The following is an 11,932-nucleotide window of genomic DNA, read 5'->3' as shown; positions in this document are numbered from 1 at the left end:
ATATTTCCTGTTGCAGCCAATGCACCTGCAACCTGAAGTATGAAGGGTATATAACTTAAATTATTCAGGGTACGGAGAGGGTGGTGTCCGGTCAGGAAATGACTGGCACCCGGCCCTGTAAGCCTGCCAGACAATCAACCTGGCCTTCTGACCGCCGCACTATTCTTCCGCCAGGAACAGCTCAAGGAGTGAATTGAGAAACAGTTTTCCCTTCTCCGTCACCTGCCAGTTTTCTGCTGTTTCCGTCAGGAAGCCTTTGCTTAGTGCCTCATCCAGCTGTTGACGGATGACACTCTCGTCTGAACCTGTGTAACGTCGGAATTCTTCCCTGGGAGCGGCTTCCAGCAGCCGAAAACGGTTCATAAAAAATTCGAAGGGTTTTTCGTTATCAGCCACCTGATACTGACGGTCAAGATAGTTTCCCGCCATAAAGCCCCGTGGATGGCGGGTTTTACTGGTACGAATAATCCGGCCATCGGGCTGGGTGAGCTTGCCATGCGCGCCACAGCCGATACCCAGATAGTCGCCAAAACGCCAGTAGTTGAGGTTATGTTCGCAACGATATCCCGGTCGGGCATAGGCTGAGGTTTCATATTGCTGGTAGCCCGCTGCCGTCAGCAACTGGTGTCCCTGCTCGAAAATATCCCACAGCGCATCATCGTCCGGCAGCAACGGAGGTCGCGAGGCAAACAGAGTGTTTGGCTCGATGGTCAGTTGATACCAGGAAAGATGGGGAGGCTCCAGCGCAATGGCCTGGCGCAGATCGTCAAGCGCTTCTTCCAGCGACTGGTCGGGCAGCCCATGCATCAGATCCAGGTTAAAGCTACGAAGCCCCAGCCCCTTTGCCAGATTCGCTGCACGTTTTGCCTCATCCGGGCCGTGGATGCGCCCGAGCCGCAGCAGCTTTGGCTCACTGAAACTCTGTACGCCAATCGAGATGCGATTAATCCCGGCGCGCTGATAAGCGCTGAAACGATCGGCTTCAACGGTGCCCGGATTGGCTTCCATGGTGATCTCTGCCTGCGGCGATAGTGGCAGGCGCGATCGAACCCCATCCAGTAACCCCTGCATTGCTTCACTGCTCAGCAGGCTTGGCGTTCCGCCACCGATAAAAATCGTGCTTACGGTGCGACCCGAGGTCAAAGGAAGGTCTGCATCCAGATCCGCCAGCAGGTGTTGTACATACTCTTCATGCGGCACTTCTCCCTTCAGAGCGTGCGAATTGAAATCGCAGTAAGGGCATTTTTGTACGCACCAGGGGATATGGATATACAGGCTAAGCGGCGGCAGATTATGCATGACTCATTGCATCCAGCAGCAGTGCCAGCGCTTTGCCGCGATGGGAAATGGCGCGTTTTTCATCTTTGCTCAGTTCGGCGGCGGTTTTGCCCAGTTCCGGAAGGTAAAAAATTGGATCGTAGCCAAATCCGCCTTCTCCCACAGCAGTGCGGGCAATTTCTCCCCGCCAGCTGCCGTGGCACACCAGTGGTGTAGGGTCATTCGCATGGCGGAGAAAAACCAGCACGCAGTGAAACTCTGCCTGACGCTGACCATCGGGAACGGCAGCCAGCGCCTGCAACAGTTTTTCAAGATTCTGCCGATCGCTGGCATCTTCTCCGGCATAGCGCGCGGAGTATATGCCTGGCGCGCCAGCCAGCGCATCCACTGCCAGTCCGGAATCATCAGCAATCGCCGGCAGGCCGGTGACTGCTGATGCGTGACGCGCTTTGAGGATCGCGTTTTCGATAAAAGTCAGACCGGTTTCTTCGGCAGATTCCACGCCGAGGCTGCTTTGGGCAACAATGTCGAAACCAAAGGCGGTGAGTAAATCAGCCAGTTCACGCACTTTGCCGGTATTACCGGTGGCAAGCACAACTTTTTGCATATCAGGTTTGCACTCTTTACAGCGACAGAATTACAGCTGTGACCAGCCAGGAATAAAGTCCATTCCAAGATAGTTCAGCATATAGAGGATCAGAATCACCGCCATTGCGGAGAAATCGATGCCACCCATTGCCGGGATGATCCGGCGGATGGGAGCCATCAGGGGTTCAGTCAGTTGGATCAGCACATAGTCTACCGGGTTGCGCCCCTGACTTACCCAGCTCAGCAGTGAGCGGACAATGATGGCCCAGAACACCAGTACCCCGGCCGCTTTCACCAGTGATACCAGTCCGAAATAGAGGAAGACCGGGTCAAAAATCATCACCTGGCTTTGCAGGGCGAACATTGCCGTAAACAGCAGTACGCTCAGTACATAAGCCAGTAAAAGCGAGGCGGTATCCAGCGGACCAATGGAAGGAATGACCCGGCGTAGCGGCTTGACCACCGGCTGGGTAACCTTAACCACAAATTGTGAAAAGGGATTGTAGAAATCACATCTTGCCCACTGCATCCAGATGCGCAGCAGCAGCACTTTTACATACAGGTTAATTACCGTTGAAACGAGAAAGGTCAACGTCAGCATGGGTTCCCTCAATAATTGTTGTGAGTGATGCCGTAATCTCGGGCACCAAAAATAGCGGTGCCAATTCGCACCATTGTACTGCCTGCTGCAATCGCGGCTTCCATGTCATCGCTCATCCCCAAAGACAGCGTATCAACGGACGGAAAGACATTTTTCAGTTCGCTGAACGCGTCAGCCATCTGCTGACAGACTGTCAGTTGACGCTGATAGTCTGTCTCAGGCGCGGGGATAGCCATCAGCCCACGCAGCGTTAAGTGCGGCAATCGGTCAATCTCTTTTGCCAGTTCAGGTAATACCTCCAGCATAATGCCAGATTTGCTCTGTTCGTCACTGATGTTTACCTGAATCAGCACGTTAAGTGGTGCGGCATCGTCAGGCCGCTGTTCACTGAGCCGGGTGGCAATTTTCAGTCTGTCGACGGTATGACACCAGTCAAAATGCTCAGCAACCAACCTGGTCTTGTTGGATTGCAATGGGCCAATAAAGTGCCAGACCAGCCTGTGGTTTTTGAGCTGCGCAATTTTATCAACGCCTTCCTGTACGTAGTTTTCGCCAAAGCAGCACTGCCCGGCAAGCGCTGCTTCTGCGACTGCGCTCGCAGGTTTTGTTTTGCTCACTGCAAGCAGCGTAATTTCTGCCGGATCGCGGCCGCAAAGCCTTGCTGCCGCGAGGATTCTGTCGCGGACTTGCTGTAAGTTGTGCTCAATCGAGGTCATAGTCAGGGAAAAATTATGGATATTGAGGACATAGTGGCCCTTAGTGTAAAGCATAACGCGGGGGATCTGCACCTTTGCAGTGGCCATGTGCCATTCTGGCGGCTTGATGGGCGATTGCAGAAAATTCCCGATACGCCGCCGGTCAGTGATGAGATGCTGTCAAACGCTGTGGAGTGCTGGCTGGATACCGTGCAGCATAAGCAGTTTGCCCTGGATGGGCAGATTGATTTTGCCCTGACGTTTCCCGGTGGTATACGGCTGCGGGCGAATCTGTTTCGTCAGCGGCTGGGGCTTTCTCTGGCGCTGCGTGTTATCAGCCGCCACTGTCCTCAACCTGAACAGCTCCGGCTACCTGCGGTGGTGAGCCAGTTGCTGCAACTGCACGATGGTCTGGTACTGGTGACGGGAGCAACAGGCAGTGGTAAGTCCACCACGCTGGCCGCGCTGGCAGGGGCAATCAACCAGCAGCAGGCAAAACATATTCTTTCGCTGGAAGATCCCATCGAATTTATTCACCACAGCGAGCGCTCACTGGTTCAGCAACGGGAGATTGGTCTGCACTGCCGCTCGTTCAGTGAGGGGTTGCGGGCGTCGTTGCGCGAAGATCCTGATGTGATCCTGTTGGGAGAGTTGCGGGATATCGATACTATCCAGCAGGCGCTCACTGCCGCAGAAACCGGGCATCTGGTGCTGGCGACGCTGCACACCAGGGGCGCAGCACAGGCGGTTGAGCGGCTGGTGGATGTGTTTCCCGGCGTGGAGAAGAACCTGATCCGCACGCAGCTGGCTGGCAGCCTGAAGGCGGTAATTGCTCAGCGGTTGGTGCCGGGAATCAAATCAGGCAGGGTGGCGCTGTTTGAAATCCTGGTGAATACGCCAGCCGTGGCCAGTTTAATCCGTGAAGGTAAAACGCATCAGCTGGCTGGCGTGCTCCAGACGGGATTACCATTCGGAATGCAATCCTTTGAACAGAGTCTTGCCGAAAGGCGAAAGTCAGGGCTGGTGGCTTAGCATGGAGCAGCTTAAGGTCAGGTGTTTTCGAACCAGCTTTCCAGAATAACCACGGCCGAAAGAGAGTCAACGCTGCCCTTGTTCAGCGCGCGAAAACCGCCACGGGAGAAAAGGTCGGCACGTGCTTCTACCGTGCTTAAACGCTCATCGTGCAGGGATATCTGTACGCCAAAACGTCCGTGCAGACGGTTGGCGAACTTACGTGCCCGTGCGGTTAGCGGTTGTTCGCTTCCGTCCATATTCAGCGGTAACCCGACGACCACACGGTCTGGCTGCCACTCTTTTAACAGCGCCTCAATTTTATTCCAGTCCGGGATGCCATCCTGTGCTTTCAGCGCCGCCAGTGGGCGGGCGGTACCGGTCAGCTGCTGACCAATCGCCACGCCAATACTTTTGGTGCCATAGTCAAAGGCTAACAGCGTCATATGACTCATCAGGCATGTCCTGCATCGCTGGTGATACTGTGAATATCGACGCCAATGCTTTTTGCTGCTTCTCGCCAGCGCTCGGCAATCGGTGTTTTAAACAGAATATTGCTGTTGGCCGGTGTGGTCAGCCAGGCATTTTCCAGCAGTTCATTTTCCAGCTGATCTTTCTCCCATGCGCAGTAGCCAAGGGCAACAAGGACGTTCTCAGGCTGCTTCGGTGTGCCGAGCGTTTCCAGTACATCACGCGAGGTGGTGATTACCGTGTTATCAGAAACCCGGATGCTGGAAGCAAAGGTGCTCTGGGCGGAATGCAGGATAAAGCCACGATCTTCCGCCAGCGGCCCACCGGCAAAAACCGGTTTATCCAGTTTGTTTTCCGGATCGCGCGGCGTCGGTGCGATCTTTAATTTTTTCAGGATGCCATCCACGTTCAGATTTTCCATTGGCTTATTGACAATCAGTCCCATGGCGCCGTCTTCGTTATGCTCACAGATATAAACCACCGAGCGTTTAAATAGCGGGTCCTGTAGCGTTGGCATGGCAATCAAAAAATGATGCTGTAAATTCATATCAAGATTCTGTTTCCGTGTTAACCGCTTAATATCAGTTAAAAGCCTGAATGGAGAGCTGTAAGCGGGGCCTTACGGCCCCGTTCAGCATCTCAGGCAAGACGTGTTTCGATGGCATCCATCAGCATAGCGGTGATGGAAACCGGGAATGCCGCTTCAATCTCGCGAATGCAGGTCGGGCTGGTAACGTTAATTTCAGTCAGCTTATCGCCAATGATGTCCAGGCCAACAAAAATCAGCCCTTTCGCTTTCAGCGTTGGGCCAACGCGCCGGGCAATTTCCCAGTCGCTGTCACTCAGTGGACGGGCCTCACCACGGCCACCTGCTGCCAGGTTGCCACGGGTTTCCCCCGATTTGGGAATACGCGCCAGGCAGTAAGGCACCGGTTCGCCGTCCACCACCAGCACTCGCTTGTCGCCGTCTTTGATCGCCGGCAGATAGTTTTGTGCCATACAGTAAAAGCTGCCGTGTTCGGTCAGTGTCTCAATAATTACCGGCAGATTCGGATCTTCTTTGCCAATACGGAAAATTGAAGCGCCACCCATGCCGTCGAGAGGTTTAAGGATAATATCCCCGTGCTCCTGCCAGAAGGCCCGAATCTGCGCTGCGCTACGGGTGACCAGCGTGTCCGGAGTCAGTTCAGCAAACCAGGCGGTAAACAGTTTCTCATTACAGTCACGCAGGCTTTGCGGTTTGTTAACGATCAGCGTTCCTTTCTCTTCGGCACGCTCAAGAATATAGGTAGCGTAGATAAACTCAGTGTCAAAAGGTGGATCCTTTCGCATCAGCACCACGTTGAGCTCGGCCAGAGCAATATCCTGCTCACGACCAAATTCAAACCATTTTTCCGGATTCTGCTGCACACTCAGTTGGCGGGTGTGTGCACGGGCTTCACCACCCCGCAGATAGAGATCCTGCATTTCCATATAATGAATTTCATAACCCCGACGCTGTGCTTCCAGAAGCATGGCGAAGCTGCTGTCTTTTTTGATATTGATGGAGTTAATCGGGTCCATCACAATGCCAAGCTTTATCATTCTGTTTCTCCAGTGTGCTGTCTGAGATTGCTGTGGTTAACGCAGGATGAGTTCTGCAATTTCAGACCGGCTGTGACGCTTTTCGGTTTGCTCATTTCTGGCTTAGCCTAAATCGCCGAAGCGAACCTGCAATGCGGTAATAGCGGTCAGCGCGGTGGTTTCAGTTCTTAATACGCGCGGGCCCAGTAAAATATCGGTAAAACCAAACTCAGACGTCATGCTGATTTCGTCGGCAGTCAGACCACCTTCAGGACCAATCAATAATCGCACACGCTCAACCGGCTGTGGGAGCGTATTAATGCTCTGACTGGCTCTCGGGTGCAGATTCAGTTTCAAACCGGACTCTTCTTCAGCACACCATGCTGCAAGCGTCATTGCGGTGCGTACCAGGGGAATGCTGTTTCTGCCGCACTGTTCGCAGGCGGCTATGACAATTTTTTGCCACTGCTGAATTTTTTTTGCCAGTCTCTCTTCATCCAGCTTTACGCCACAGCGTTCAGAAAACAAGGGGGTAATGGTGTTTACCCCCAGTTCGACGGCCTTCTGAATAGTGAACTCCATTTTCTCACCGCGAGACATAACCTGACCTAAATGCAGGTGCAATGGGGATTCACGGTTGTCGTTACGGCTTTCTGTAATGAAAGCGCGGACGTTTTTTTTGTCTGCCCGCACAATTTCGGCAGCAAAAGTCAGATTACTGCCATCAAACAATTCCAGAGGCTGTCCGGCGGTCATACGCAGAACGCGGCCCACGTGATTCGCGGCGTCTTCGCTAAGCGCAATTTCACTGCTGACGGTCAGTGGCTCGGGATGAAAGATGCGGGGTATGCGCATGAGGATCCTGATAAAAGTAACTGGCCACCCACGCTGGCATGGCCAAAAGTTGATATTCAGTTTAGGACAGTGATTTTACCGCTGGCAAGCCTGCTGTATATAGGGATTATGGTTGCCCTGAACACGGGCAATGCGCCTGTCACGTTCGCACTCCCATGCGCTGACCGGATATTGCTTATCCCACGCGGTCATCAACTGTGTCTGCTGGCGGGACATAGTGATTTGGTAGCGGTCGCGCATATAAAACCAGGTACGGGCAATCGCGCCTCTGGCTCGTGCAGGTGGCTCTGCCTGTTGGTTTTTGAAATCGATCTTCATTTCACACTGGCCGTACTGCCGTTCGCCGCCGTTCCACTGGTTATACATAAAGTTGCCACGGTCACCGTTCACTTCACCGATGGCAGGCTGAAGATTGTGCAGGTCGGATTCAATCTGACGGTAGCCCGCGTCTTTAGCACAGGCCTTTCTGCCGCCCTGTTGCCAGCACTGACGTTGATGACCAAACGTCCAGGCCGGGACCACGTGTTCCCACTCGATGCGGTTGGCACGGTTACTGTTTTTTCTGACCTAATAGCCGCATGAGGCGAGGTCCGGTACGCCTTTTTTTCCTTTCCAGCTTATTTTACAACCGCAATAGAAGGTGCCCGGTGCATCGGCATTGATTTCAGCCGCATACGCCTTCGCCTGAGCAAAGCTGTTCTGGTGATAATTGCCCGCGGTGAGGGCATAAGAAAATGAAGCGGGTAACAGTAGTGAGAAAGTGAACAGGCTGATTATTTTACGAAACATAGTTCAAATATCTGTCATTTGTGCGGGGATGCGAGAGTAACAGATGTTGGCGAAGACATGAAATGAGCTGCAACAAATCAGAGGGCAGTGTGCTTTTTTGGGGCAGGTTTTTTATTTTTCCTGCGTTGGGAAATTCCCGGCGCACAGGCGTTCACCACAGTGCACACAGCGGTATTCGCTCTCGCCGCGCACCACCCGATTATGACGTCTGATGGTCAGCTGATGCTGCTGGCAACCACAACGATAAGGAAAAGAACGACGACTTACCGAACTTATCTCAAACTGATGAGTGCGTTGCGCTGCGACACCCAGAACGTTCTCCATCATCCATTTCCACTCTTTCCCGTGCGGTGCGACACGACCGAAATACTTCCACACCAGTAGATGAGCCAGCTCATGTGGCACCACTTCATCGATAAAGGCCTGCTGATTTTCCATCAGCAATACCGGATTGAGGCGGATTTCCCATTGCTGTAGCCAGGCCGTGCCTGCGGTTGTTCCGCGCTGCTGATAAACCAGTTCAGGTTCGGGGTAATCGCGCGCCAGGCGCTGGTTTGCCATATGCAGTTTTTCACGCAGTGAGCGCATCACCGCCTGTTGCAGGGCTATCGGGAGTCGTAAAGGTTTCATCAGGCAGAGAATACGATGCGGTGGGCGGGAATACAATGAATCTGGCCGGGTTTCCCCGGCCAGTAATGCTTAGTCTCGTTGACCAATATCGCGCAGCCTTTTGCCGCTTAACAGGTTACGTTCAATATGTTCCAGCGAAACGTTTTTGGTTTCCGGGATCAGGCAAACCGTCAGCACGATGAAGAACAGGTTCAGCGCCGCGTAGACCCAGAAGGTGTTGGCATTACCCAGGGAGTTCAGCATCGTCAGGAAGGTCGCGCCGACAATCATGTTAGCAATCCAGTTGGTTGCTGTGGAAACAGTGATGCCGAAGTCGCGGCCTTTCAGCGGCTGAATTTCAGAGCAAAGTACCCAAATTAACGGACCTGCACTCATCGCGAAGCCGACAATAAACATCAGCAGCATGGCGACGGCAAAGTACTGCGCGCCAGCCGAATGGATGCCCATGTGCAACATGGTTCCCAGAACCCCCATGCCAAGCGCCATCACCAGGAAGCCCAGAATCAGCGTAGGTTTACGTCCCCAGCGGTCTACCAGGCCGATAGCAATAAAGGTCGCCAGCACGTTGATCAGACCAACAATTACCGTTCCCCACATCTGTTCGGTGGTATTAGTGAAACCGGCAATTTCGAAAATTTTTGGCGCGTAGTACATGATCACATTCATGCCGGTGAACTGCTGCATCACCTGCAAAAGGATGCCCAGGTATACCGCACGACGGAAATTGCTGTTGTCTTTAAACAGACTCCAGCCGGACTGTTTGATCTTCAGGCTTTCACGAATTTCATCCAGTTCGCGTTTTGCCTGTTCGCTGGTATCACGCAGCCGATCCAGAACCCGCTGTGCGGTACGGAAGTCGCCTTTCGCCGCCAGCCAGCGAGGGCTGTTAGGCAGGAAGAAAACGCCCACCAGAAGAAGGATCGCAGGAATGGTGATCACGCCCAGCATCCAGCGCCACTCACCGGTAAAGCTGAAAGCGGTGTCAGAGAGATAAGCACCGAGGATGCCGATGGTGATCATTAACTGGTAGAGCGAAATCATGCTGCCGCGAATTTTTTCAGGCGCAATTTCTGAAAGGTACAGAGGTGCCGTGTAGGACGCCACGCCAACCGCCAGGCCCAGCAGAATACGGGCGAGGATCAGCATTTCCGGGTTCGGAGAGAGCGCCGACCATAACGAACCGATGACAAACAGCACAGCACCGATCATCAGGCTCTTTTTACGCCCAAGCCGTGAAGACATCCAGCCGCTGCCAATCGCGCCGACGGCCGCACCAAACATCATTGAGCTGACAATCCACTCCTGCTGATGCGCGGTGACATTAAAGTCTTTCGCAATAAAAGGTAATGCCCCTGCAATCACGCCGATATCCAGGCCAAACAACAGTCCGGCCAGAGCGGCAAGGAAGCAGACGAAAAAGGTCATGGCCTTATTCGATGTTCTGCTTGATTTCTTATTAACAGGCATGAAGCCTCCATATTAGTGGTACTGCTTATTGTTGTTATGAATGTTAGAAAACCCCGGAAGGTAAGACTGTGCTGTAGATCACAATGGTGTAATCGGTTACACACAGGATCTTTCTTGAAAATGGAATTTTCACACGCGCTTACGCTTTATAACCAGTTAGTCATAGCACTAAATAGTTTCTCTTGCTTTTCTGGTGTCTCTCTATCAGACAGCGCTGAAAATAGCGCATTCTGATGATAGCTGTTAAGGCTGGAAATTCTTAATTATCAGAGAAATAAAATGTTTCTTACTGTAATCGTTAACATTATTTAGCGATACCGCGATTTAATAAGGGCTTCAGCTACACGTAAGCCGTTTCTGCGGGCAACAAAAAGGGCACCCGAAAGGTGCCCTTGAGAAGCGAAATGAAGACGGTTACAGACCGGCAGCCTCACGAAGCGATGCGGCTTTGTCGGTTTTTTCCCACGGGAAGTGTTCGCGACCAAAGTGACCGTATGCCGCGGTTTCACGGTAAATGGGGTGCAGCAGATCCAGCATCTGGATCAGGCCGTACGGACGCAGGTCAAAGAATTCACGCACCAGCAGGGTCAGTTGCTCGGTGGGCACTTTTTCCGTACCGAAGGTTTCCACCATGATTGACGTCGGCTCGGCTACGCCGATGGCGTAGGAAACCTGAATTTCACAACGGTCGGCCAGACCGGCCGCCACAATATTCTTCGCGACGTAGCGGGCAGCATAAGCGGCTGAACGGTCAACTTTCGATGGATCTTTACCCGAGAAAGCCCCGCCGCCGTGGCGCGCCATACCGCCATAAGTATCAACGATAATCTTGCGACCGGTCAGACCACAATCCCCCATCGGACCACCGATAACAAAGCGACCCGTTGGGTTGATGTGATATTTGGTGCCGGCGTTAATCCACTCTGCGGGCAGAACCGGTTTGATGATTTCTTCCATCACCGCTTCCTGCAAATCTTTCTGAGAAATATCCTCTGCATGCTGAGTGGACAGCACTACCGCGTCGATACCGACAATTTTGCCGTCGTCATACTGAAAGGTGATCTGGCTTTTGGCGTCCGGGCGCAGCCACGGCAGCGTACCATTTTTACGCACCTCTGACTGACGCTGTACCAGACGGTGAGCATAGGTCACCGGCGCTGGCATCAGCACGTCGGTTTCGTTGGTGGCATAGCCAAACATCAGGCCCTGATCGCCCGCACCCTGTTCGAGAGGATCGGCGCGATCAACACCCTGATTGATATCCGGGGACTGTTTACCAATTGCATTCAGTACGGCACAGGAGTTGGCATCAAAGCCCATATCGGAATGGACATACCCGATTTCACGCACGGTATTGCGGGTGATCTCTTCAATATCGACCCATGCGCTGGTAGTAATTTCGCCACCGACCAGCACCATGCCAGTTTTCACATAGGTTTCGCAGGCGACACGGGCTTTTGGATCCTGCTCAAGAATGGCGTCGAGCACGGCATCGGAAATCTGGTCGGCGATTTTATCAGGATGTCCTTCTGAGACGGACTCGGAAGTAAACAGGTGTTTGGCCATTATTCTTTACCTTACTGAAACGGGTTGAAATCGACTACACAGCGCTCAGACAGAAACGGATGACTGTTTCAGCGCCCCCTCAGGCAAAGCCATCAACAGTAGATAACTTAAGACGCCTGGAAGTTAACCAGTTTAGATGGATTAACATCTGGACGGCTATTTTAGGGTAGTCGCCTGGCGGATTGCCAGTATTTTTTATTGAAAGCATGTTTCTTTCCCCGGTAAAAGTGGCAAATTTTGCTGGCAACGGCGCGGGTACGCACGATTTGATTTTGCAATACCATCAGACCCGCTGTATAAGGCTCTGCTGCTTTACTCCCGGTGGCTTTCTCCGTGAAATACCTTCTTTTTAAGCGAACTTTGCCAGTACTATGCTGCGGTGATTCATTTTCCCGACACCTGTAGCGGCGAAACTCTT

At 52.9% G+C, this 11,932-nt stretch carries 12 protein-coding genes and 1 pseudogene; 1 reads left to right on the top strand and 12 read right to left on the bottom strand.

Going from position 1 to position 11,932, the window contains the following annotated elements:
• Positions 1-159 precede the first annotated feature (159 nt).
• The 4 genes from hemW to BG55_RS17275 are packed head-to-tail and all read right to left on the bottom strand — an operon-like array spanning position 160 to position 3,183.
• Positions 160-1,299: a radical SAM family heme chaperone HemW gene (gene hemW, locus BG55_RS17290; protein ID WP_034940138.1), complete on the bottom strand. Its 1,140-nt coding sequence runs from the start codon at positions 1,297-1,299 to the stop codon at positions 160-162.
• On the bottom strand, positions 1,292-1,885 hold the full coding sequence (locus BG55_RS17285) for an XTP/dITP diphosphatase (RefSeq protein WP_034940135.1): 594 nt from the start codon (positions 1,883-1,885) through the stop codon (positions 1,292-1,294). The genes hemW and BG55_RS17285 overlap by 8 nt, the downstream gene beginning before the upstream one ends.
• Positions 1,886-1,915: 30 nt before the next feature.
• A complete protein-coding gene (locus tag BG55_RS17280) occupies positions 1,916-2,467 on the bottom strand; it encodes a YggT family protein (RefSeq protein ID WP_034940132.1) in 552 nt (183 codons plus the stop codon).
• Between the two features lie 8 nt (positions 2,468-2,475).
• A complete protein-coding gene (locus tag BG55_RS17275; RefSeq protein WP_034940129.1) occupies positions 2,476-3,183 on the bottom strand; it encodes a YggS family pyridoxal phosphate-dependent enzyme in 708 nt (235 codons plus the stop codon).
• 15 nt (positions 3,184-3,198) lie between these two features.
• Here BG55_RS17275 and BG55_RS17270 point away from each other — a divergent pair, with 15 nt between their 5' ends.
• Positions 3,199-4,194, top strand: a complete 996-nt coding sequence (locus BG55_RS17270; protein ID WP_034940126.1) for a type IV pilus twitching motility protein PilT — start codon at positions 3,199-3,201, stop codon at positions 4,192-4,194.
• 17 nt (positions 4,195-4,211) lie between these two features.
• Here the strand turns inward: BG55_RS17270 and ruvX are convergent, their stop codons facing one another.
• The 8 genes and pseudogenes from ruvX to metK form a co-directional block, all read right to left on the bottom strand.
• Complete coding sequence (gene ruvX, locus BG55_RS17265) at positions 4,212-4,628, bottom strand: Holliday junction resolvase RuvX (protein ID WP_200871643.1); 417 nt, start codon at positions 4,626-4,628, stop codon at positions 4,212-4,214.
• Positions 4,628-5,191, bottom strand: a complete 564-nt coding sequence (locus BG55_RS17260; protein ID WP_034940120.1) for a YqgE/AlgH family protein — start codon at positions 5,189-5,191, stop codon at positions 4,628-4,630. Before BG55_RS17260 ends, ruvX begins: the two co-directional genes overlap by 1 nt.
• 92 nt (positions 5,192-5,283) lie before the next feature.
• Positions 5,284-6,228 (bottom strand): glutathione synthase, encoded by a 945-nt coding sequence (gshB, locus tag BG55_RS17255; RefSeq protein WP_034940118.1) that lies wholly within the window; start codon positions 6,226-6,228, stop codon positions 5,284-5,286.
• 102 nt (positions 6,229-6,330) lie between these two features.
• Positions 6,331-7,062, bottom strand: a complete 732-nt coding sequence (gene rsmE, locus BG55_RS17250; protein ID WP_034940115.1) for a 16S rRNA (uracil(1498)-N(3))-methyltransferase — start codon at positions 7,060-7,062, stop codon at positions 6,331-6,333.
• Between the two features lie 75 nt (positions 7,063-7,137).
• A pseudogene (endA, locus tag BG55_RS17245) lies at positions 7,138-7,851 on the bottom strand (deoxyribonuclease I).
• A 111-nt stretch (positions 7,852-7,962) separates the two neighbouring features.
• Positions 7,963-8,481: a SprT family zinc-dependent metalloprotease gene (locus tag BG55_RS17240; RefSeq protein ID WP_052018923.1), complete on the bottom strand. Its 519-nt coding sequence runs from the start codon at positions 8,479-8,481 to the stop codon at positions 7,963-7,965.
• Positions 8,482-8,550: 69 nt separating this feature from the next.
• Positions 8,551-9,948, bottom strand: coding sequence for a sugar porter family MFS transporter (locus tag BG55_RS17235; RefSeq protein WP_034940110.1), 1,398 nt, complete (start codon positions 9,946-9,948; stop codon positions 8,551-8,553).
• A gap of 414 nt (positions 9,949-10,362) precedes the next feature.
• A complete protein-coding gene (gene metK, locus BG55_RS17230) occupies positions 10,363-11,514 on the bottom strand; it encodes a methionine adenosyltransferase (RefSeq protein ID WP_034940107.1) in 1,152 nt (383 codons plus the stop codon).
• Positions 11,515-11,932 lie beyond the last annotated feature (418 nt).

The sequence above is a fragment of the Erwinia mallotivora genome (assembly GCF_000590885.1).
In the GTDB taxonomy this organism is placed as follows: Bacteria; Pseudomonadota; Gammaproteobacteria; order Enterobacterales; family Enterobacteriaceae; genus Erwinia; species Erwinia mallotivora.
Note: the sequence above shows the minus strand (reverse complement) of the source record. Positions and strands in the feature narration are given on the sequence as shown.

Bases quoted from the DNA above. Each gene is read 5' to 3' on its own strand.
- hemW (WP_034940138.1), bottom strand. From the start codon at position 1,299: ATGCATAATCTGCCGCCGCTTAGCCTGTATATCCATATCCCCTGGTGC.
- BG55_RS17285 (WP_034940135.1), bottom strand. From the start codon at position 1,885: ATGCAAAAAGTTGTGCTTGCCACCGGTAATACCGGCAAAGTGCGTGAA.
- BG55_RS17280 (WP_034940132.1), bottom strand. From the start codon at position 2,467: ATGCTGACGTTGACCTTTCTCGTTTCAACGGTAATTAACCTGTATGTA.
- BG55_RS17275 (WP_034940129.1), bottom strand. From the start codon at position 3,183: ATGACCTCGATTGAGCACAACTTACAGCAAGTCCGCGACAGAATCCTC.
- BG55_RS17270 (WP_034940126.1), top strand. From the start codon at position 3,199: ATGGATATTGAGGACATAGTGGCCCTTAGTGTAAAGCATAACGCGGGG.
- ruvX (WP_200871643.1), bottom strand. From the start codon at position 4,628: ATGAGTCATATGACGCTGTTAGCCTTTGACTATGGCACCAAAAGTATT.
- BG55_RS17260 (WP_034940120.1), bottom strand. From the start codon at position 5,191: ATGAATTTACAGCATCATTTTTTGATTGCCATGCCAACGCTACAGGAC.
- gshB (WP_034940118.1), bottom strand. From the start codon at position 6,228: ATGATAAAGCTTGGCATTGTGATGGACCCGATTAACTCCATCAATATC.
- rsmE (WP_034940115.1), bottom strand. From the start codon at position 7,062: ATGCGCATACCCCGCATCTTTCATCCCGAGCCACTGACCGTCAGCAGT.
- BG55_RS17240 (WP_052018923.1), bottom strand. From the start codon at position 8,481: ATGAAACCTTTACGACTCCCGATAGCCCTGCAACAGGCGGTGATGCGC.
- BG55_RS17235 (WP_034940110.1), bottom strand. From the start codon at position 9,948: ATGCCTGTTAATAAGAAATCAAGCAGAACATCGAATAAGGCCATGACC.
- metK (WP_034940107.1), bottom strand. From the start codon at position 11,514: ATGGCCAAACACCTGTTTACTTCCGAGTCCGTCTCAGAAGGACATCCT.